The 19,423-nt window shown below is 73.0% G+C and carries 20 protein-coding genes; 12 read left to right on the plus strand and 8 right to left on the minus strand.

Features of this window, described 5'->3' with window-relative positions; translation table 11 throughout:
- Positions 1 to 37 precede the first annotated feature (37 nt).
- Entirely contained in the window at positions 38 to 1,432 is a 1,395-nt protein-coding gene (locus OIE69_RS07275; RefSeq protein WP_326571115.1) for a peptidase C39 family protein, read from the minus strand.
- 293 nt (positions 1,433 to 1,725) lie between these two features.
- Here OIE69_RS07275 and OIE69_RS07280 point away from each other — a divergent pair, with 293 nt between their 5' ends.
- Both OIE69_RS07280 and OIE69_RS07285 read left to right on the plus strand, forming a co-directional pair.
- Entirely contained in the window at positions 1,726 to 2,898 is a 1,173-nt protein-coding gene (locus OIE69_RS07280) for a sialidase family protein (RefSeq protein ID WP_326571116.1), read from the plus strand.
- Between the two features lie 37 nt (positions 2,899 to 2,935).
- The gene (locus OIE69_RS07285) at positions 2,936 to 3,205 is read left to right on the plus strand and encodes a chaplin (protein ID WP_326571117.1); all 270 of its coding nucleotides are present in this window, start codon (positions 2,936 to 2,938) and stop codon (positions 3,203 to 3,205) included.
- A gap of 103 nt (positions 3,206 to 3,308) precedes the next feature.
- On the opposite strand, the gene OIE69_RS07290 is transcribed toward OIE69_RS07285, so the two are convergent.
- From OIE69_RS07290 to OIE69_RS07300, 3 genes are read right to left on the minus strand one after another with little or no spacing between them, the layout of a single operon-like run.
- The gene (locus OIE69_RS07290) at positions 3,309 to 4,406 is read right to left on the minus strand and encodes a threonine aldolase family protein (RefSeq protein ID WP_326571118.1); all 1,098 of its coding nucleotides are present in this window, start codon (positions 4,404 to 4,406) and stop codon (positions 3,309 to 3,311) included.
- Positions 4,385 to 5,149, minus strand: a complete 765-nt coding sequence (locus tag OIE69_RS07295) for an SDR family oxidoreductase (protein ID WP_326581028.1) — start codon at positions 5,147 to 5,149, stop codon at positions 4,385 to 4,387. Before OIE69_RS07295 ends, OIE69_RS07290 begins: the two co-directional genes overlap by 22 nt.
- A 26-nt stretch (positions 5,150 to 5,175) precedes the next feature.
- Positions 5,176 to 6,594, minus strand: coding sequence for a DUF6421 family protein (locus tag OIE69_RS07300; RefSeq protein WP_392567475.1), 1,419 nt, complete (start codon positions 6,592 to 6,594; stop codon positions 5,176 to 5,178).
- Positions 6,595 to 6,822: 228 nt separating this feature from the next.
- On the opposite strand from OIE69_RS07300, the gene OIE69_RS07305 reads away from it, so the two are divergent.
- Complete coding sequence (locus OIE69_RS07305) at positions 6,823 to 7,518, plus strand: glycerophosphodiester phosphodiesterase (protein ID WP_326571119.1); 696 nt, start codon at positions 6,823 to 6,825, stop codon at positions 7,516 to 7,518.
- Positions 7,519 to 7,543: 25 nt separating this feature from the next.
- Here the strand turns inward: OIE69_RS07305 and OIE69_RS07310 are convergent, their stop codons facing one another.
- Complete coding sequence (locus tag OIE69_RS07310) at positions 7,544 to 8,089, minus strand: GNAT family N-acetyltransferase (protein ID WP_326571120.1); 546 nt, start codon at positions 8,087 to 8,089, stop codon at positions 7,544 to 7,546.
- Positions 8,011 to 8,811 carry a hypothetical protein gene (locus OIE69_RS07315; protein WP_326571121.1) on the minus strand — a complete coding sequence of 267 codons (801 nt, stop codon included), beginning with the start codon at positions 8,809 to 8,811 and terminating at the stop codon, positions 8,011 to 8,013. The genes OIE69_RS07310 and OIE69_RS07315 overlap by 79 nt, the downstream gene beginning before the upstream one ends.
- Positions 8,812 to 8,990: 179 nt before the next feature.
- On the opposite strand from OIE69_RS07315, the gene OIE69_RS07320 reads away from it, so the two are divergent.
- Positions 8,991 to 9,377: a VOC family protein gene (locus OIE69_RS07320; protein ID WP_326571122.1), complete on the plus strand. Its 387-nt coding sequence runs from the start codon at positions 8,991 to 8,993 to the stop codon at positions 9,375 to 9,377.
- A gap of 13 nt (positions 9,378 to 9,390) precedes the next feature.
- On the opposite strand, the gene OIE69_RS07325 is transcribed toward OIE69_RS07320, so the two are convergent.
- Entirely contained in the window at positions 9,391 to 10,845 is a 1,455-nt protein-coding gene (locus OIE69_RS07325; protein ID WP_326571123.1) for an aminotransferase-like domain-containing protein, read from the minus strand.
- Here OIE69_RS07325 and OIE69_RS07330 point away from each other — a divergent pair.
- From OIE69_RS07330 to OIE69_RS07355, 6 genes are all read left to right on the plus strand, one after another.
- Positions 10,844 to 11,749, plus strand: coding sequence for a DMT family transporter (locus OIE69_RS07330; RefSeq protein ID WP_326571124.1), 906 nt, complete (start codon positions 10,844 to 10,846; stop codon positions 11,747 to 11,749). The two genes, OIE69_RS07325 and OIE69_RS07330, sit on opposite strands and share 2 nt — an antisense overlap.
- Positions 11,750 to 11,852: 103 nt before the next feature.
- On the plus strand, positions 11,853 to 12,443 hold the full coding sequence (locus OIE69_RS07335) for a DUF5134 domain-containing protein (RefSeq protein WP_326571125.1): 591 nt from the start codon (positions 11,853 to 11,855) through the stop codon (positions 12,441 to 12,443).
- Positions 12,444 to 12,515: 72 nt separating this feature from the next.
- Positions 12,516 to 13,454, plus strand: coding sequence for a M56 family metallopeptidase (locus OIE69_RS07340; protein WP_326571126.1), 939 nt, complete (start codon positions 12,516 to 12,518; stop codon positions 13,452 to 13,454).
- A gap of 10 nt (positions 13,455 to 13,464) precedes the next feature.
- Positions 13,465 to 14,175: a phosphatase PAP2 family protein gene (locus tag OIE69_RS07345; RefSeq protein WP_326571127.1), complete on the plus strand. Its 711-nt coding sequence runs from the start codon at positions 13,465 to 13,467 to the stop codon at positions 14,173 to 14,175.
- Between the two features lie 55 nt (positions 14,176 to 14,230).
- Entirely contained in the window at positions 14,231 to 14,926 is a 696-nt protein-coding gene (locus OIE69_RS07350; RefSeq protein ID WP_326571128.1) for an HAD family hydrolase, read from the plus strand.
- A 158-nt stretch (positions 14,927 to 15,084) separates the two neighbouring features.
- Positions 15,085 to 15,723, plus strand: a complete 639-nt coding sequence (locus OIE69_RS07355) for a TetR/AcrR family transcriptional regulator (protein ID WP_326571129.1) — start codon at positions 15,085 to 15,087, stop codon at positions 15,721 to 15,723.
- Here OIE69_RS07355 and OIE69_RS07360 read toward each other — a convergent pair.
- Positions 15,714 to 17,078, minus strand: coding sequence for an LVIVD repeat-containing protein (locus OIE69_RS07360; RefSeq protein ID WP_326581031.1), 1,365 nt, complete (start codon positions 17,076 to 17,078; stop codon positions 15,714 to 15,716). The genes OIE69_RS07355 and OIE69_RS07360 overlap by 10 nt on opposite strands.
- A gap of 113 nt (positions 17,079 to 17,191) precedes the next feature.
- Here OIE69_RS07360 and OIE69_RS07365 point away from each other — a divergent pair, with 113 nt between their 5' ends.
- Together OIE69_RS07365 and OIE69_RS07370 are read left to right on the plus strand one after the other, a co-directional pair.
- Positions 17,192 to 17,869, plus strand: a complete 678-nt coding sequence (locus OIE69_RS07365; RefSeq protein ID WP_392567476.1) for a DUF305 domain-containing protein — start codon at positions 17,192 to 17,194, stop codon at positions 17,867 to 17,869.
- A gap of 142 nt (positions 17,870 to 18,011) precedes the next feature.
- Positions 18,012 to 19,358: an FAD-dependent oxidoreductase gene (locus OIE69_RS07370; protein ID WP_326571131.1), complete on the plus strand. Its 1,347-nt coding sequence runs from the start codon at positions 18,012 to 18,014 to the stop codon at positions 19,356 to 19,358.
- The last annotated feature ends 65 nt before the right edge of the window (positions 19,359 to 19,423 follow it).

Genomic DNA, 19,423 nt, shown 5'->3' on the forward strand with positions numbered 1-19,423 from the left:
CGCGGCCGCGGCGGGGGCGTTGTCGTGACGGCGGCGCCTAGAGGACCCCGATCCGCCGCAGTGCCCGCGCCTGACGGCCGGAGGGCCGCAGGGGCCAGTACAGGTAGCAGACGCCGCCCGTGCCGCTGCGCAGCTGCCCGTCGGCGGTGTAGCGCTTCGTCCTGAGCCAGATGGTCTCGAACTGCGACCGCTTGTAGACGCGGCGCACCGAGGCGTCGTCGGGGCTCGCGGGGTCGTTCGCGACGACGTCGCCGTCGGTGGTGAAGCCGATGACGCACATCAGGTGCCCGGAGGTCCCGTACCCCGCGCCGTCCAGTTCGGTGGCGAGGAAGGACTGGGACGTTATCACCGGAATGCCCGCCCTGATCAGCAGTTCGACGTCGCCCAGGCCCCGAAGCCGGGTGATGACGCCCACCATGTCGCGGTAGGTCGCGGCATAGGCAGCGTTGAACGGCCAGTTGCCGCAGCCCTCGTACTGGTTGTCGTAGGTGTAGCGGGCCGCGTGGTCGACCTGGGGGTCTGCGTAGGAGGGGTCGACCCAGGCCAGGTCGGCGGCGGTCGGCTCGCGGCCCCAGTACTCGATCACCATCTGCGAGCCCGTCGGGCTGCACCAGGCCTCGCCACCGTTGTCGTACTGCGGGTACTGGCCCTTGTGGATCTCCTGCGAGTAACGCGGCACGGGCAGTTCGATCCCCCGTGCCGCGCCCGGCACGGACGCCGGCACCGTGAACCGGTCGGGGATGTCGGACGCCATGGCGCCGAGCCGCCAGACGGTGGGGGTGACCCGCGAGCCGGGGGTCCGCAGCAGGGTGAGCCGCAGCCGGTACGAGGCGAGCCGCAGGCCCGAGGCGGGATCGTCGACGGAGAGCGTGTCGGTCCAGACGCTGCTCCTGCCGTCGCTCTGGTCGTCGACGGAGGTTCGCCGGATGTCCGCGTCACCCGAGGCCCAGCGGCCCATCACGTACCACGGGGAGCGGCTGCCGTCGGTGTAGGTGGCGCGCAACTCGACCTGGATCCAGGTGCCGGGAGGCGTGCGGGCGTTCCAGGAGGCGACGACCTCGGTCGCCGGGTGCCGCGGGGTGTGCTCGGGAGAGGTCCAGGTGGCGGTCTCCCACGGGGCGGTGATCCGGGTGTGCGGGTCGGTGTACTCCACCGTGCCCGTGGGGCGCAGGATGGCCACACCGGGGCGCGGGCCGTGCACGACACCGGTGCCGGAGCCCCGCCCGCGGTGCCAGTCGGCCCATCGCGTCCAGGCGCGGTAGTCCACGGGGGCCGCGTCGCCGTCGTGGGCGCCCGGCCTGCCCACCACGTCGTCGGCGAGGTCGCACGCATCCGCGTCGGACGCGGCGAGGGCCCGCGGGGCGGTCGCCGCCGCGGTGGCCGCCGCGATGGCGGCGGCCAGCACCGTTCGACGCGGGGTCGGTCGGGTCATGGCGGGTGTCCCCCTGTCATGGGCATGGACGACAGGTGCACAACTATCGCTCCATGCGCGCCTTTCGACCAGCACCCCCGAAAGGATCCGGGCACATTCATTGGTCGATACCTCTGACACAGGGAAAGGCGGGGCCCGGTGAATCGTCAAGCATATCCCTGCCCGTTTCGGCCTAATTCCTCATATTGAACTACCGGAATAACTTCGAACGGAGTGTCATGCCGCGACCCGGGCGGACCGATGAGAATGTGGCGCCGCCGGCCGACCGCACGCCGCCCCGGAGGAATCGCCCGATGACATTCGCCGCCGCCAGACGCCGGCACACGCTGGCCGGCCTCGCCCTGCTGTTCACCGGCGCCACCGGATGGCAGGCGTCCCTGGGCGAGGCGGCGACGCCGCTCCCGGTGGCCTGCACGACCTCGGTGCCCTTCCGGTCCGGGACGCAGGGCTACCACACCTTCCGGATCCCGGCGGTCGTGCGCATCGGCGGGACCGCCGTCCTCGCCTTCGCCGAGGGACGGCGCAACTCGGCGGCGGACGACGGTGACATCGACGTCGTGCTCCGGCGCTCCTACGACGGAGGCTGCACCTGGGAACCCCTCCAGGTGATCGCCGACGCCGGCACCGAGACCTTCGGCAACCCCGCCCCGGTGGTCGACCCCCGCACCGGCCGCGTCGTCCTGCTGATCTGCCGCGGCACCGGCAAGGAACGGCTCGTCCACGAACTGCACAGCGACTCCGGCGGCCTGACCTGGTCCCCGCCCCGCGACATCACGTCCACGGTCAAACCCCCCGGCTGGCGCTGGTACGCGACCGGTCCGGGGCACGCCATCGCCCTGAGGAACGGTCCGCACGCCGGACGGCTGCTGGTACCCGCCAACCACACGTCCGTCCTGGCCGGCGAGACGGTGCACGGCGCCCACACCCTGTACAGCGACGACGGCGGGCAGAACTGGCACATCGGCTTCGTCCAGGCGCTTCCCGGGGACTGGCTCAACCTCAACGAGAGCACCATGGCCGAGCTCGCGGACGGCCGGGTCTACGTCAACAGCCGCGACGACCGCGGGTTCTCCGCCCCCACCCGCGCCGACGCCTACAGCCCGGACGGCGGGCTCACCATCACCGGCGTCTTCCGGCCGCAGGGGGCCCTGCAGGGCCCCGAGGTGCAGGGCAGCGTACTGCGCACCCATGCGGGGGCCCTGGTGTACTCGGGCCCGGCCGACCCCGCCAAGCGCCGCCTGATGACCCTCCGGGTCAGTGGCGACCAGGGCGCGTCGTGGACATCCGGACCCCCTGTCAGCGACCTCCCCGCGGCCTACTCCGACCTCGTCGAACTCGGAGACGGCACGGTCGGCCTGCTCTACGAGACCGGAATCACCTCCCCGTACGAGTCGGTGACGTTTACGCGGTTGACGCAAGGGCCGAACGGGTGGATTCCCACATCCGGCCCCACCGCGGGTCGTTGAGCAGGGTCCACAGAGCGATCTTCCATAAGGAGAACGAATGATGCGCATCGCGAAGGCCGCGGCCCTGACCGCTGTCGCCGGCGCCACCGTGCTGGGTGCCGCCGGCGCCGCAGCCGCGTCCGACCACGGTCGCGGCTACGACCACGGCGGTGCCTCGGCCAAGGCCGCCGCCGTCGGCTCGCCCGGTGTCGCCAGCGGCAACGTCATCCAGATTCCGGTCAGCGTGCCGATCAACCTGTGTGGCAACACCATCAACATCGTCGGGCTGCTCAACCCCACGGCCGGCAACGTCTGCGTCAACGCGTGATCCGGCGCCCCCACGAGGGGCGCGGAATGACGCACCGAGGGGCGTACGGGAAATCCCGTACGCCCCTCGGGCTTTGTGATGCCGTGCCGTGCGGACGACGGATTCAGGCGGAGTGGGCGGCCATTTCCTCGGCCAGCGCCGCCGCGAAGGAATCCACGTCCTCTTCGGTGGTGTCGAACGAGCACATCCAGCGGACCTCGCCGGTCGACTCGTCCCAGAAGTAGAAGCGGTAGCGCTTCTGCAGCCGTTCGCTGACCTCGCGCGGCAGCCGCGCGAAGACCGCGTTGGCCTGTACGGGACGGACGACGGTGACACCCTCGACGGCGCGGACGGCCGACTCCAGACGCCGGGCCATCGCGTTGGCGTGACCGGCGCTGCGCAGCCACAGGTCGCCGGCGAGCAGCGCCTCGAACTGCACCGAGACGAAGCGCATCTTGGAGGCGAGCTGCATGGACAGCTTGCGCAGGTGCTTCATCGCCCGCACCCGCTCCGGGTTCAGCACCACGACGCACTCGCCCAGCAGCAGCCCGTTCTTGGTGCCGCCGAAGGACAGCACGTCCACGCCCGCGTCCGTGGTGAACTCGCGCAGCGGCACCCCGAGGGTGGCCGCGGCGTTGGCGATCCGCGAGCCGTCGAGGTGGACGGCCATACCCCGCTCGTGGGCGTGCTCGCAGATCGCGCGGATCTCCTCGGGCGTGTAGCAGGTGCCCAGTTCGGTGGACTGCGTGATCGAGACGACCTGCGGCTGCGCGCGGTGTTCGTCGTCGAAGCCCCAGGCCTCCCGGTCGATCAGCTCCGGGGTGAGCTTGCCGTCCGGGGTGGGCACGGTGAGCAGCTTCAGACCGCCCATCCGCTCCGGGGCGCCGCCCTCGTCCACGTTGATGTGGGCGGAAGAGGCGCAGACGACCGCGCCCCAACGCTCGGTGAGCGCCTGCAGGGCCACGACGTTGGCGCCGGTGCCGTTGAAGACCGGGAAGGCCTCGGCCCGCGGGCCGAAGTGGCCGCGGAAGACGTCCTGCAGATGGGCGGTGTAGTCGTCCTCGCCGTAGGCGACCTGGTGGCCGCCGTTGGCGAGCGCGATCGCCGCCAGCACCTCGGGGTGGACGCCCGCGTAGTTGTCGCTGGCGAAGCCCCGGACGCGGGGGTCGTGATGCCGGACCGCGTCGGTCCGGAGTGCGGTCACGGGCGGGGTGTCAGCCACTGGCGGGTTCCGTTCACTTCTTCGGCGGGCCGGTTCCACACGTCCGCGATGGCGTCGGCCAGGTCGGTCACATCGGTGAAGCCCGCGAACTTGGCGTTCGGGCGCTCCTTGCGCATCTGCTCGTGCACCAGCGCCTTGATCACCAGGACGGTGGCGGCGGCGGTCGGCCCCTGCTCCCCCGCGAGCTTGCGGAAGGAGTCGCCCATCGCCAGCGTCCACGCCTCGGCGGCGGCCTTGGCCGCGGCGTACGCCGCGTTGCCGGCGGTGGGCTGCGTGGCACCGGCGGCGCTGATCAGCACGTAGCGCCCGACGGGGCTGGACAGCAGTCCGTCGTGGAAGGCCAGCGAGGTGTGCTGGACGGTGCGGATCAGCAGCTTCTCCAGGAAGTCCCAGTCCGCGAGGTCGGTCTCCGGGAAGGAGGCCGAACCACGCCAGCCGCCGACCAGGTGGACCATGCCGTCGATCCGGCCGTGCTCCTTCTCGATGCGGCCCGCCCACTCGCGGGTGGCGTCCAGGTCGAGCAGGTCGACGATGTCGCCGGTGATCCCGGCGCCGCCGGCGTCGAAGCGGGCCAGGTCCACGGCCTCGGCGAGCCGCTCCGGGTTGGCGTCGGCGGCGATGACCCAGGCGCCGGCACGGGCGAGCCGCTGCAGCGTCGCGCGTCCGGCGGGGCCGCCGGCCCCCGCCACCGCGATCACGGCTCCGGCCAGGGGTCCCCTGGCCGCCTCGTTGGCTTCCGTCATCTCCGCCGCCTCCTCGCCTGAATCGGTCACGCGGCCACCTGGCCGGTGCCGTGGGCCGTGATGCCCTTGGTCGAGGCGATCACATCACGCAGCTTCTTCGCCAGGGCCTCGTAGAACATGCTGAGCGGAAATTCGTCCGGCAGCACGTCGTCCACGAGCTTCCGCGGCGGCTGGTCGAGGTCCAGGGCCTCCGGCCCCTTGGCCCAGACCGAACCGGGGTGCGGCGAGAGGTAGTCCGCGACGAGGTCGTAGGCGGCGAACCAGTGCACCAGCTTGGGGCGGTCGATGCCGTCCCGGTACAGCTTCTCGATGTCGGCGCACAGCTGGTTGGTCACCTGCGGGGCGCGCTGCCAGTCGATGTGGAGCCTGTTGTCCGTCCAGCGTACGGCGTCGTGCTTGTGCAGGTAGGCGAAGAGCAGCTGGCCGCCCAGGCCGTCGTAGTTGCGGACGCGGTCGCCGGTGACCGGGAAGCGGAAGAGGCGGTCGAAGAGGATCGCGTACTGGACGTAGCGGCCCATGCCGTGGCCCTCGGCCTCCAGCTGCACGGCCTCCTTGAAGGTCGTGAGGTCGCAGCGCAGCTCCTCCAGTCCGTACATCCAGAACGGCTGCCGCTGCTTGATCATGAAGGGGTCGAAGGGCAGGTCGCCGTGGCTGTGCGTGCGGTCGTGGATCATGTCCCACAGCACGAAGGTCTGCTGGCTGAGATCCTGGTCGCCGAGGAGCTCGACGGCGTCCTCGGGGAGTTCCAGGCCCAGGGTGTCCACGGCGGCGCGGCTCACCGCGCGGAAGCGGGCGGCCTCGCGGTCGCAGAAGATGCCGCCCCAGGTGAAGCGCTCGGGCGCCTCGCGGACGGCGACGGTCTCCGGGAAGAGCACGGCGGAGTTCGTGTCGTACCCGGGGGTGAAGTCCTCGAAGGTGATCGGCACGAAGAGGGGGTTGTCGTAGCGGGTGCGCTCCAGCTCGGACAGCCACTCCGGCCAGACGACGCGCAGCGCGACGGCCTCCAGGTTGCGGTCCGGGTTGCCGTTCTGCGTGTACATCGGGAACACCACGAGGTGCTCCAGGCCGTCCTGACGGTCGGCCGCCGGGTGGAAGGCAAGCAGCGAGTCGAGGAAGTCGGGCACCGCGAAGCCGCCCTCGGCCCAGCGGCGCAGGTCCACGACCAGGGCCTCGTGGTAGGCGCTGTCGTGCGGCACGAGCGGGGAGAGGTCCTCGACGGCGCGGACCGCCCGGTCCAGGGCGCTCTCGGCGTCGGCGCGCTCGGGCGCGCCCTCCGCGGAGAAGTCGATCGAGCCGTCCTTGCTCTGCCAGGGGCGGATCTCCTCCACCGCCTGCTTCAGGACCGCCCAGGCCGGGTGCCGGACAATGCCGCCGCCGGACACACCGGTCTCGCTGGTGGCTGCGCTGTCCATCGATGCCGCTACCGGCGACAGAATTTCCGTCATGACCCCTCCTTCACTGAAGAACCTGTTGTCAGCTCACCGTATATACGGCAGCTTCTCCCGTTCAAGTGGAGGCGGAGGAGATTCTTCCGCGGAGGAGGCCCCGGACCGTGGATCTTCCTGCGGGCGGCCGCGCCGTTCATCCCGCGTTCGGCCTTGCGCCGTAAGGGCCCGCTAGGCTGCCGACTGTCCGTCGATCACGCGCAGCACCCAGCACGGAAGCGATCCCCTTTGAGCTTTCTCACCGTCGGCCACCGCGGTGTCATGGGCGTCGAGCCCGAGAACACCCTCCGTTCCTTCGTTCGCGCCGAGCGCGAGGACATGGACCAGATCGAGCTCGACCTGCACCTGAGCAAGGACGGCGCCCTGATCGTCATGCACGACGTGAAGGTCGACCGCACCACGGACGGTTCCGGGCTGATCGGCGACTTCACCCTGGACGAGCTGCGCGATCTGGACGCGGGCCACGGCGAGCGGATCCCGGTGTTCGAGGAGGTGCTGGACGCGGTCACCAAGCCGATCCAGGCCGAGATCAAGGACGTCGCGGCGGCCCGGGTGCTGGCCGGCGTGATGCGCGAGCGCGACCTGGTCGAGCGCGTCGACGTCCTGTCCTTCCACGACGAGGCGCTCGCCGAGATCCGCGAGCTGCTGCCCGACGCGCGCACCGTGCTGGTCGCCCAGGGCCCGATGGGCTCGGAGATCGTCACCCGGGCCCAGGCGGTCGGCGCGAGGCTCGTCAGCCTGAGCCTGCGGCGGATCAGCCTGGCGCTGGTGCAGGAGTGCCACCGCGCGGGGATCTCGGTGATCTCCTGGACCGTGAACACCCCGGCCGACCTCGCCCTGGCGCGGGCCCTCGGGCTGGACGGCGTCGTCACCGACATGCCGGCGGTCAAGCGCGCGGTCGAGGGCGGCCTCACCGACTGGTGACCCGACCCGGGTCGGGCGGGGCGGCTCAGGCGAGCTTCTTGACCAGCAGTTCGAAGGCGAGGTCGTCGCGGGTGGGCAGCCCGAACCTTGCGTCGCCGTACGGGAAGGGGCTGGTGCGGCCGGTCCGCACGTAGCCGCGGCGCACGTACCAGGCGATCAGGTCCGCGCGCTGGGTGATCACCGTCATGTGCATCTCGTCCGCCGCCCACTCCTCGCGGGCCCGGCGCTCCGCCTCGGCGAGCACCAGCTTGCCCATGCCGCTGCCCTGAAGGGCCGGGCGCACGGCGAACATCCCGAAATAGGCGTGCCCGTCGCGGTTCTCCAGTTGGCAGCAGGCCACGACGGCGCCGTCCGACTCGACCGCGAGGATCAGGCTGCGCTGGCCCTCGATGACGGCCGCCACGCCCTCGGGATCGGTGCGCTGACCTTCGAGCAGGTCCGCCTCCGTCGTCCACCCGGTGCGGCTGGACTCGCCGCGATACGCCGACTCGATCAGCTCGACGAGCGCGGGGACGTCCTCACGGGTGGCGGTACGGAAGACGGGGCGGGCGACGGGCTGTGCGGTCTCCATGGCGGGGGCGTCCTCTCGGCGGCGGCGGTTCGTCCCGAGGCTAGCCGGTCGCGCCGGGAGGCGGCACGAAGCCCCTGGCCCGCACCTGGCGCACGAACTCCTCGGGCGGCGCGCACCCGCGCCGGCGCACCCACTGCTCCCAGGCCAGGTCCCACGTCCAGGTACCGTCGGTGGCCCGCCCGGGGCGGACGTACTCGTAGGGCCCCCTCGGCCGGCGGATCCGGGGCGTGGCTCACGGCGATGACGAGGATCCGGCCCGCCGCGAGGTAGTCGGCGAGCGGTTCGCGCAACTCCTCGGGCAGGCTTCCCGGCACAAGGCGCACCTCGCGGCCCCTGCCGCGGCCGACGCGGGCGGCAGCGGCGGTGAGGACCGGTCGGCCGCGGGCGGCCGGGTTGGCGGGCCGGCGGCGGCCGGGCGCGGTGGGCACGAAGCGCTTCTCGCCCGTGGGCGGCTGACCGGCCTCCAGGGTGACGGCGAACCCGCCCTCCCGCAGACGGGCGGCGAGCAGCGCCGTCTCGGGTCCCGTCCCCCGCTCGCCCTCCGCGGCGAGCGCGCGCAACCGTCCGCGCACCTCGGCGAGCGGCACACCGAAGAGCTCGCGCACCGTCTTGAAGGCACGCGCGCCCGCGGTCGCGGGCAGCGGCTCGGCACGCAGCACCACCTCGCCGTGGGCGGCGATCAGGCGGCGCTGACGTACTCGGGGACCTCGCCGCGTCCGCACCCCACCTCGCCGGCCCCGCATGTCTCGCAGCCGCCCTCCACGCTCCAGTGCAGGACGCCGTCAGGTCGTGAACAGCGGGGCGATCACGCCGGGGCCGTGGTCCATGCGGGGCAGCCTCGCGCAGCAGAAAGCGCCGTGTCAGCCGGTTTCCCCGGCGGCGCGTGGGTAGCTTCGGGCCCGTGACGAACGTACTGAGCAGCCGGATCCTGCTACGGCCGACGGAACTCGAACGGTCCCGCGCCTTCTACCGCGACGACCTGGGGCTGGCGGTCTACCGAGAGTTCGGGCCCTGGGAGGAGCGCGGCACCGTGTTCTTCCTCGGTGGGGGCTTCCTGGAGGTCTCGGGGCAGGCCGACGGGCCGCCCGCCCCGGGGCTTCGGCTGTGGCTCCAGGTCGAGGACGTCGCGGAGTGCCACCGGCGGTTCGCCGGGCGCGGGGTCCGTATCGTGCGGGAGCCCGTCCGGGAGCCGTGGGGGCTGATCGAGATGTGGATCGAGGATCCGGACGGGATCGAGATCTGCGTGGTGGAGGTGCCGGCCGATCACCCGCTGCGCTACCGCCCCTAGGCCCCCTGACCAGCTAGGTCGCGTCCACGCCCGTCTCGGCGCAGGCCGCCGCGAACCGGCGGACGCCCTCGGCGATCTCCTCGGTACCGCTGGTGTCGGCGAAGCTCAGGCGGACGTACGGGGCCGGGGCCTCGGCGGCGAAGTAGGGGCGCCCGGGGGCGACGGCGGCGCCGGCGCGCAGCGAGGCGGCGGCCAGGGCGGACTCGTCCGTGCCGTCGGGGAGCCGGAGCCAGAGCTGGTAGCCGCCGATGGGGACGTGGACCTCGGCCATGAGGCCCGGCAGTTCGCGGTGGAGGGCGGCGGACATCGCGTCACGGCGGTCGCGCAGGCCCACGGAGACGGCCCGCAGATGGCGGGGCCAGGCGGGGGCGCCGACGAGTTCGAGGGTGGCCTCCTGGAGGGGGCGCGGCACGAAGAAGCTGTCGACGACCTGGATGGCACGCAGCCGCTCCATGACCGGGCCGCGGGCGACGAGCGCGCCGACGCGCAGGCTGGGCGAGGTGGGCTTGGTCAGCGACGTGACGTGCACGACGGTGCCGTACGGGTCGTCCGCGACCAGGGGCGGCGGCGGTTCGGCGCCGTGGCCGAGGCGCCGGGCGAAGTCGTCCTCGATGAGGAAGGCCCCGGCGGCGCGGGCGATCTCGGTGATCCTGCGGCGGCGGTCGGCGGCGAGGACGGCCCCGGTGGGGTTCTGGAACAGCGGCTGGCAGAAGAAGACCCGGGCGCCGGTGGCGGCGAAGGCGTCGGCGAGCAGGTCGGGCCGTACGCCGTCCTCGTCCACGGGGACGGGGACGGGACGCAGGCCGGCGGCGCGGGCGACGGCCATGGCGCCGGGGTACGTCGGCGACTCGACCAGCACCGGCGAGCCGGGCGGGGCGAGCGCGCGCAGGGCGGTGGTGAGCGCGGCCTGGCCGCCCGCGGTGACGAGGACGTTGGCGGGGCCGAGGGTACCGCCGGGGCCGCCCGCCTCGCGGGCGAACCAGGCCCGCAGCGCCGTCAGCCCCTCCAGCGGCGGCATGTCCCAGGCACCGGGCCGGCGGGCGGCGCGGGCGAGCGCGGCACCGAGGGCCTGCCCGGGCTGGAGCGAGGGATGCAGATAGCCGCCGTTGAAGGCGATGACCCCGGGCGGGGGTACGGCGAGGCTGGCGGTCACGCCGGAGGCGTCGACGACCCTGGGCGCGGGTTCGCCGTGCTGCTCCTCGACGGTGAGGGCGACCTGCTGCCAGGAGGTGTCGACGGCGCGAGGTCCGGTGGCGGCGCTTCGGGCACGGTAGGCGCCCGCGCCGGGACGGGTGACGACCAGCCCCTCGGCCGCGAGGGCGGCCAGGGCGCGGGAGACCGTGACCGGGCTGACGCCGAAGCGGTCGACGAGAACACGACTCGACGGCAGCTTCTCGCCCGGCGAGTAGCGGTGAAGCTCAGCGCGCAGGGTATCCGCGAGGTTTCCGGAACTGCTACCGTCATTCATGACAGCACAGAATAGCGCTACTGCCGTTCCGCCGATAGCGGTCGGGAGCCGTGCGGGCGGCACCGCTCTCGCCGGACTGGGCGTCGCCGCCTTCTCCCTGACCTTCCCCGCGACGCACTGGGCGCTCACGGGGCTCGGCCCCTGGACGGCCACCACCGTCCGGGGCGTGCTGGCGGCGGCCGTGGCGGCCGCCTGTCTCGCCGCGGCGCGGGTGCCGGTGCCCGACCGCCGGCACTGGCCGGGGCTCGCGGTCGTGGCGCTCGGTGTCGTCCTCGGTTTCCCCCTGCTGACCACCCTGGCGCTGCGCACCACCGATACCTCGCACGCCGCCGTCGTCGTGGGCGCGCTGCCGCTGGTCACCGCCGTGCTGGCCGCCGTACGCGTCGGCACGCGCCCGTCGAAGCCGTTCTGGTCCGCCGCCGTCGCGGGCGGTGCCGTCGTGGTGGGCTTCGCCCTGTGGCAGGGCGGCGGCGCCCTGACCACGGGTGACGTCTTCCTCTTCGCGTCGCTGCTGGTCTGCGCGGCCGGTTACGTCGAGGGCGGGCGGCTGGCCTCGGTCATGCCGGGCTGGCAGGTCATCGGATGGGCGCTGGTCGGCGCGCTGCCCCTGACGGTGCCGGCGGCGGGGGTGGCGCTCGCGCTCGAACCGCTGCACCTCGGCGGGCGGGCGGTGGCGGGGCTGCTCTGGGTCTCGGTGGTGTCCCAGTTCCTCGGGCTGATGGTCTGGTACCGGGGCATGGCCGCCATCGGCGTCGCGCGTGCCAGCCAGTTGCAGCTCGCGCAGCCGTTGCTGACGCTGGTCTGGGCGGCCGCGCTGCTCGGCGAGGACCTGGGCACGCTGACCGGGCCGGCGGCGCTGGCGGTCCTGGTGTGCGTGGCCGTCACCCAGCGGGCCCGCAGCTGAGGCCCTGGACGGCCCCGCCGTGCTCCCCCGGTACGCCCGTGCGCTGGAGTATGCGCCGCCGTGGCCGGGCATCCTCCGCGCAGGAGCCGAAGGAGGGCCGCTCATGCACGGACCACCGCTGGTGGCCTGGCTGCTCGTGGTGCTCGGCACCGCCACGGGGGTGTACTGCCTGTTCCGCACCCGGCTCGGCTGCCCGGGCACCGGGCCCGAGGAGCGCCGGGTGGCGCGCGCCGAGGCGCTGATGGGGATGGGCATGGCGGCGATGGCGGTGCCGGTGTCGGTCCTCGATCCGCCGCGGTGGGCCGCCGCGGCCTTCGGCCTGGTCTTCGGCGTCGCCGCGGTGCGGGCGTTGCTGCTTGCCCGCCACGACGCGCACCATTTGCACCACGCGGTGGGCGCCGGGGCGATGGTCTACATGGCGGTGGCCATGGCCGGGGGTGGCGCCGTCGGCGGTGGGGCCCACGCAGGCCACACCCCGGCCGGGACGCCCGCGACGACCGGGCTGCTGCTGGCGTACTTCGCGATATACGTCCTGGCCGCGGGCGTCCGCCTGGTCTCGGCCCCCGCCACCGTGACCGCGGCCGGTACGGCGTCCGCGGGGGGCGCCGTACCGGTGGCGCACGCTCCCGAACTGGCGTCGGCGTGCCGCGTGTCCATGGCAATCGGGATGTTCGCGATGCTCCTCACCCTGTGACGGCAGTGAGGCGCGTCACTTTCCCCTCGAAGAACGTACCCGTGCGGAGTGACGCCCTCATAGTGTGGCGGCATGACCGTCCCGCTCGTGCTGCTCCTGCTCGGTGCGGTGGCGGCCGCCATGGCCCCGCGCCTTCTCACCCGCGCCGTCTGGCCCGAGCAGGAACCGGTGCTGGCCCTGTGGGTGTGGCAGTGCGTGGTCGGCGCGGTCCTGCTCTGCCTGTTCCTGGCCATGGCCCTCAGCGCCTCCGCCACCTGGACCTGGCTGCGCGAGGGGCTGTTCGCCTTCGCCCCCCGGGGTGTCGTCGCCGCCTACGAGCTGCCCGGCTACGGTCCCTGGGCGGGCTATCTGGCGGTCCTGCTGGCCTGCGGCGGCGTCTGGACGGCGGCGATGCTCGCCCGGGAGATCCGCAGGGCCGGCGCCAGGCAGCGGGCACGCCGCGCCGAACTGCGGGCCCGCTCGCCACGGCTGCCCGGTGAGGCCGCCGCCTCCGACGAGCGGCTGGTCGTCCTGGAGAGTGAGCGTCCGGACGCCTGGTGGCTGACCGGCCCCCGGCCGCAACTGGTCATCACCACGGCCGCGCTGCGCCGCCTGAAGGGGCGTCAGCTCGACTCCGTACTCGCCCACGAGCAGGGCCACGCGCGCGCCAGGCACGACGTCCTGCTGCACTGCGCCGGCGCGCTGGCCTCGGGCTTCCCGCAGGTGCCGGTCTTCGCCGGGTTCCGCGACCAGGTGCACCGGCTCGTCGAGCTCGCCGCCGACGACATCGCCTCACGCCGCTTCGGGCGGCTCACGACCGCGCTGGCCCTGGTCGAACTCAACGAGGACCGCGGCGTGTTCGGCCCCTGCCCGGCGCCGGACGCGCAGGTCCCGGTCCGCGTCAACCGGCTGCTGGACCCGGCGCCCCGCCTCACCCGCCTCGGCCGCGCCCATGCCTCCGCGTGCGCGCTGCTGATCCCCGTCGTGCCGTTGGTCGTGGCATTCGGCCCCGGAATCGGGGCGCTCACGTAGCCTCGGCTGCATGCACGCCCCTCCCGCACCGTCCGCCGTCCGGGACCCCGACCGCGCCCTGCGCACCGCGTGTCTGAGCCAGTGCGCGGCGGCCTCCGCCGCCTTCCTGCTGCTGCTCGGGATCGTCGCGGCGCGCTGGGGGCCGCTGCTCGCCGCCGACCGCGCCATCACGGTGGAGCTGCACGCCGTCGCGGTGCGGCACTCCGGCTGGACCCGGCTCAACCGCGTCCTCACCGACTGGGTCTGGGATCCGCTGACGATGCGTCTGCTGCTGCTCGCGGCCGTGGGGTGGCTGCTCGTACGGCGCGAGAACCGCCAGGCCCTGTGGCTGGTGCTGGCCGGCACCCTCGGCTGGGTGATCCAGCAGGCCGCCAAGGCTCTCGTCGGCCGGGAACGCCCGCGCTGGCCCGACCCCGTCGACTCGGCGGCCTTCGCCGCCTTCCCCTCCGGCCACGCGACGACCGCCGCGCTCGTCTGCGGCGCCCTGCTGTGGCTGCTGCTGCTCCGCGTGCCGGCTCGCTCCCCTTGGTGTGTGGCCGCCTGCGCCGTCGCCTTCGTGTCGGTCGTCGGCGTCGGCTTCACCCGCGTCTACCTCGGCGTCCACTGGCCCTCCGACATCCTGGGCGGCTGGCTGCTGGCGGCGGCCGTCCTCACCGGCACCGCCGCGCTCTGCGAACCGTGGCGCACGGGCGCCGCCGAGCCGGACCGGCCGACCTCCTGAGACGTCGAACGGCCCGTCGCGGGGGTCGTCCGACGGGTCGGGGAGGATGACGGGCATGACCATCAAGGGATGCATGTTCGACTTCTCCGGGACCCTGCTGCGGGCCGAGCCCGCCCGGCGCTGGCTGGGGACGGTGCTGGAGCGGCTGGGGATCGCCCTCGGCGAGGGCGAGATCGCGGCGTACGCGGAGCGCCTGGAGCGGGCCGGCGGGCTTCCGGGCGGCGCGCCGCCGGAGCGCGTGCCGGCGCGGCTGGAGCGGCTGTGGCAGGAGCGGGACCTGTCGGCGGAGCACCACCGCGCGGCGTTCACCGCGCTGGCGCGGGAGGTGGAGCTGCCGTGGGAGGAGGCCTACGACGCGCTGTACGACCGGCACATGGAGCCTGACGCCTGGTCGCCGTACCCGGACGCGATGGAGGTGCTCGGGGAGTTGCGGCGCCGGGGCGTGCCGGTGGCGGTGGTGAGCAACATCGGTTGGGACCTGCGGCCGGTGTTCCGCGCGCACGGTCTGGAAGGGCTGGTGGACGTCTTCGTACTGAGCTTCGAGCACGGCGTCCAGAAGCCGGATCCGCGGCTGTTCCGCATCGCGTGCGAGGGGCTGGGGCTGCCGCCGGAGCGCGTCGCGATGGTCGGGGACGACCGGCGTGCGGACGGCGGGGCGGCGGCGATGGGCTGCGCGGTGCACCTGGTGGACCATCTGCCGGTGGAGCAACGCCCGTCGGGGCTGCTGCCGGTGCTGGACCTGACCGCCTGATGGGGGTGTGAGCGCGCCGGCGCGGAGATGCGGTACCCGGCGGTCCCCCGCGCCGCCGGGTACATGCACCTCACCCCCGTCACCCGCATGAGCATGCCACTCATGGCGGGCCGGCTCTGAGTATATTGGCTCCGAGCCAGTCAACGCAGGAGTAAAGCATGTCCCCTCGGCGACCTTCGGTCAATGAAGCGATGCGCCGGCGTTCACGGGAGCGCCTGCTGCAGGCGACCGTCGAACTGGTGGAGGAGCGCGGGTTCGAGGCCACGACGCTCGGGGACATCGCCGACCGCGCGGGCTCGGCACGCGGTCTGGTGTCGTACTACTTCCCCGGCAAGCGGTTGCTGCTGCAGTCGGCCGCGCACCGGCTGATGCACTGCGAACTGGCCGCGGCGCTGGGACGGGAACCCGCCCCCGCCGACGGCCGCGAGGTGCTGGCCCGGGCGATCGACGCGGTCCTGGCGCTGCCCGTGCACCATCCGGTCGTCATGCGGGCGCACATGGCGGGCATCCTCCAGGCGGAGGGGTTCAGCGAGTGCGAGGAACGGCAGCGCCTGGCCGAACTGCTGCTGGGCGCCGTGCGGGCCTGGGGTTCGACGGATCCCGAGCAGGACTACCGGATGCTGCGGGCCCTGCTCATGGGCGGGGTGTTCGCGCAGTTGATCCCGGGCGCGGCCATGCCGCTGGCGCGGCTGAGAGCCGACGCGTTCCAGCGGTACGGCCTGCCCTGGGAACTCGGCGTTCCGCCGGGCGACCTGCCGCCCGGCGGAACGCAGCTGCCCGGGACCGCTCAGCGGTAGTCGGGCTGGGTCTGGACGTTGAGCTCGGCGATCCGGATGCCCCGGGCGCTGTCGGTGCGCCGGTCGGAGATCTTGAGGACGTCGAAGCCCTTGGCGATGTCGTTGGAGTAGATGTAACCGTTGTAGTAGTAGGCGCTCCAGGAGCCGCCGAGGGTCAGGGTGTCGGCCGAGATGGGCCCGCGCTCGAAGAAGCCGATCTCCTTGGGTCGGGCGGAGTCGGTGAAGTCCCAGACGGAGACGCCGCCCTGGTACCAGGCCTGGACCATGATGTCGCGGCCCTTGGCGGGGATGAGCGACCCGTTGTGGGCGACGCAGTTCTCGGTGTCGGCCTGGTGGCGCGGGATCTTGTAGTAGTTGCGGAAGACGAGCTTGGACTTGCCGTGCTTGCGGACGATGTCGTAGATGCCGTCGGCACCGCGCTGCGGACCGATCGCGGCGTTGCACTCGGCGCCGCCGCCACCGCCCAGCTCGTCGGTGAAGACGACCTTGTTGCCCCGCTCGTTGAAGGTCGCCGAGTGCCAGAACGAGAAGTTGACGTTGTCCTGGACACGGTCGAGGACCTTCGGCCGCTCGGGGTCGCGGATGTCCATCAGGATGCCGTCGCCCATGCAGGCGCCGGCGGCGAGCCCGAGCTTCGGGAACGCGGTGATGTCGTGGCAGCCGGTGGTCTCACTGACCCGGGCCTGGGTGTCGGTGGGCGGGACGCCCGGGTTGCCGCCGTCCGGGAAGAGGACGGGGAAGGCCGTGACGGCGGCCTTCTCCGGGTGGTTGCGCGGGATCTTCACCACGGAGATGCCGTCGTGCGGCGGCTGGCAGTCGGGGAAGGAGGCGCTGGGCGAGTAGGAGGACACGTAGACGAACAGGTCGCGCTTGCCCGGCACGAGGGTGTGGGTGTGGGAGCCGCAGGCGGTCTCCACGGCGGCGACGTAGCGCGGGTTGGCCTTGTCGCTGATGTCGAAGACCTTGACGCCCTCCCAGGAGGACTTCTCGGCGGCGGACTGGCTCGTGCTCGCGCAGGAGTTGTCGGAGCGCGAGGAGTCGGTGGACAGGACCAGCAGGTTCCCCGAGACCGAGATGTCGTTCTGGGATCCGGGGCACAGGACCTGGCTGACCATCTTGGGGCTGGTGGGACGGCTGATGTCGTAGATGACAAAGCCGTCGTAGTTGCCCGCGAAGGCGTATCTCCCCTGGAACGCCAGGTCGGTGTTGAACCCCCCGAGGGACTGCTTGGGTATGTTGACCAGGTGCTCGACGTTGGCGCTCGTGACGACCTCGTCGACACCCGGGATGCTCCCGTCGGCCGTGGCGGGGGCCGGAACCGCCAGTCCGAGCAACGTGACGGCAGCGGCCGCCAGGGTCGCCAGTCGTCCGGGGCGAGCGAGGGCTGTACGTAAGCGCTTCACCGCGTCCTCCCTTGTATCCGTTCGCGATTGAACTTCATGCGGACCCCGGCAGTATGGCCCTTCTCATGTGCGCGTCAAAAGATGACAATGCACTGGTGTTTTCTTCCTATCGCGTTGCGACGCTGCCCGCGCTGGCCCTCACCGCCTCCTTAATACTCGCCCTGACCAGCTGCGATGGCGGTTCCGGAAGCGATTCCGCGTCCGCCGCGCCCTCGGTCATCGCGCCGGGCGCACCGGGTGAGAAAGCCACCACCCTCTCCAGGGACGAGGCGGCGAAGGCCCTGCCCGACGACTCCCCGAATCCGGCAGACCTCACCTATGTGACGAACATGGTCGCCCACCACCAGCAGGCGCTTGTCATGACCGCCCTCGCCGACAGTCACGCCTCGGGCGAACAGGTCCGGGGACTCGCCGCACGCATCGACGCCGCGCAGGGCCCGGAGATCGACGTCATGGAGGCCTGGCTCAAGACCAACGGCGGCTCCCACGGCACCGCCCACGACCATGACCACGCCTCGATGCCCGGGATGGCCACCGCGGCGCAGCTGGCCGCGCTGCGCGAGGCGCGCGGCGCCGAGTTCGACCGGCAGTTCCTGCGCCTGATGATCACCCACCACCGGGGAGCGGTGACGATGGCCACGGACGTGCTCACGCACGGGCGCAACGTCCAGGTCGGCGAGTGGGCGAACGACGTGATCGCCCAGCAGAGCGCGGAGATCGCCCGGATGCGCGCCATGGGCTGACATCCCGGACCGCGACACGCTCCGGTGCCCTCCCCCCGGTGGCCCCTCGGTGCGATGCTGGACGTGGCCGCCCGTCCCGCCCGTTCCGGGCGGCACACGGGCCGCCGAGGTGAACCCAACCCTCGCCGAAGGGGAGGCGCCCGTGCTGCGTGTGGCAGTCGTCGGATCAGGTCCCAGCGGGGTGTACACGGCCGAGGCGCTGACCCGCCAGGAGTCGGCGCCGGACGTCGCCGTCGACGTCCTCGACCGCCTGCCCTGCCCCTACGGGCTGGTCCGGTACGGGGTGGCACCCGACCACGAGAAGATCAAGTCCCTGCAGGGCACGCTGCGGCGCGTCCTGGAGGACCCCCGGATCCGCTTCCTGGGCAACGTGACCGTCGGGGGTCCGGGGCTGTCCCCGGGAGCCCTGCTGGAGCTGTACCACGCGGTGGTGTACTGCGTCGGCGCCGCGACCGACCGTCGGCTGGGCGTGCCCGGGGAGGACCTGCCCGGCAGTTGCGCGGCCACGCACTTCGTCTCCTGGTACAGCGCCCATCCCGACGAGGCTCCCGACGGCTTCCCCCTGCACGCCCGCTCCGCCGTCGTCATCGGGGTCGGCAACGTCGCCGTCGACGTGGCCCGCATCCTGGCCCGGGGCGCCGAGGAGCTGCGCCGCACCGATGTGCCCGAGGGAGTGCTGCGGGCCCTGGCGGACAGCCGGGTCACGGACGTCCACATGGTGGGGCGGCGCGGGCCCTCGCAGGCGAAGTTCACCACCAAGGAGCTGCGCGAGCTCGGCGACCTGCCGGACGCGGAGGCGCTCGTCCGTCCCGAGGAGCTGGAACTCGACCCCGCGTACGCCGATCCGCAGGGGCTCGTCCCGGTCGCCCGGCGCAATGTGGAAGTGCTGCGCGGCTGGGCCTCCCGGCCGGCTGCGGGCCGGCGGCGCCGCATCCATCTGCGGTTCTTCCTGCGGCCTGTGGCGGTGCTCGGTGAGGACGGGGTGACGGGGGTGCGGTTCGAGCGGACCGCGCCGGACGGGCGGGGCGGGGTGCGGGGCACCGGTGTCCTGGAGGACATCGACGCCGGCCTGGTGCTGCGGTCGGTCGGTTACCGCGGCGTCCCCCTGGAGGGGCTGCCCTTCGACGACCGGCTCGGCATCGTGCCCAACGAGGAGGGCCGTGTGCTGCGCGGTGGCGCGCCCTCGCCCGGCGAGTACGTCGCCGGCTGGATCAAGCGCGGGCCGACCGGGGTCATCGGCACCAACCGGCCCTGCGCCAAGCAGACGGCGGCGGCCCTGGTCGCCGACGCGCGGGAACTGCTGGCCCGGCGCACCACGGCCGCCGATCCGCTGGAGGGGCTCCGGGCGCTGGGGCAGGAACCGGTGGAGTGGAACGGGTGGGAGGCCATCGAGGCCGCCGAGGCGGCGCTGGGACGGTCGCTGAACCGAGCGACCGTGAAGATCCCCGACTGGGAAGGGCTGTTGGCGGCCGCACGCCCCACGGGCTGAGACCCGCGGGGAGCGACCGAACCCCCTCCGCGATCAACAGACTGTTTGCGCTCACCGGGGTCCCG

The sequence above is a fragment of the Actinacidiphila glaucinigra genome (assembly GCF_035918135.1).
In the GTDB taxonomy this organism is placed as follows: Bacteria; Actinomycetota; Actinomycetes; order Streptomycetales; family Streptomycetaceae; genus Actinacidiphila; species Actinacidiphila glaucinigra.

Excerpts from the sequence above, each read along its gene's own strand:
- OIE69_RS07275 (WP_326571115.1), bottom strand. The coding sequence starts at position 1,432 with ATGACCCGACCGACCCCGCGTCGAACGGTGCTGGCCGCCGCCATCGCG.
- OIE69_RS07280 (WP_326571116.1), top strand. The coding sequence starts at position 1,726 with ATGACATTCGCCGCCGCCAGACGCCGGCACACGCTGGCCGGCCTCGCC.
- OIE69_RS07285 (WP_326571117.1), top strand. The coding sequence starts at position 2,936 with ATGATGCGCATCGCGAAGGCCGCGGCCCTGACCGCTGTCGCCGGCGCC.
- OIE69_RS07295 (WP_326581028.1), bottom strand. The coding sequence starts at position 5,149 with ATGACGGAAGCCAACGAGGCGGCCAGGGGACCCCTGGCCGGAGCCGTG.
- OIE69_RS07300 (WP_392567475.1), bottom strand. The coding sequence starts at position 6,594 with ATGACGGAAATTCTGTCGCCGGTAGCGGCATCGATGGACAGCGCAGCC.
- OIE69_RS07310 (WP_326571120.1), bottom strand. The coding sequence starts at position 8,089 with ATGGAGACCGCACAGCCCGTCGCCCGCCCCGTCTTCCGTACCGCCACC.
- OIE69_RS07330 (WP_326571124.1), top strand. The coding sequence starts at position 10,844 with ATGACAGCACAGAATAGCGCTACTGCCGTTCCGCCGATAGCGGTCGGG.
- OIE69_RS07325 (WP_326571123.1), bottom strand. The coding sequence starts at position 10,845 with ATGAATGACGGTAGCAGTTCCGGAAACCTCGCGGATACCCTGCGCGCT.
- OIE69_RS07335 (WP_326571125.1), top strand. The coding sequence starts at position 11,853 with ATGCACGGACCACCGCTGGTGGCCTGGCTGCTCGTGGTGCTCGGCACC.
- OIE69_RS07340 (WP_326571126.1), top strand. The coding sequence starts at position 12,516 with ATGACCGTCCCGCTCGTGCTGCTCCTGCTCGGTGCGGTGGCGGCCGCC.
- OIE69_RS07345 (WP_326571127.1), top strand. The coding sequence starts at position 13,465 with ATGCACGCCCCTCCCGCACCGTCCGCCGTCCGGGACCCCGACCGCGCC.
- OIE69_RS07350 (WP_326571128.1), top strand. The coding sequence starts at position 14,231 with ATGACCATCAAGGGATGCATGTTCGACTTCTCCGGGACCCTGCTGCGG.
- OIE69_RS07355 (WP_326571129.1), top strand. The coding sequence starts at position 15,085 with ATGTCCCCTCGGCGACCTTCGGTCAATGAAGCGATGCGCCGGCGTTCA.
- OIE69_RS07365 (WP_392567476.1), top strand. The coding sequence starts at position 17,192 with ATGTGCGCGTCAAAAGATGACAATGCACTGGTGTTTTCTTCCTATCGC.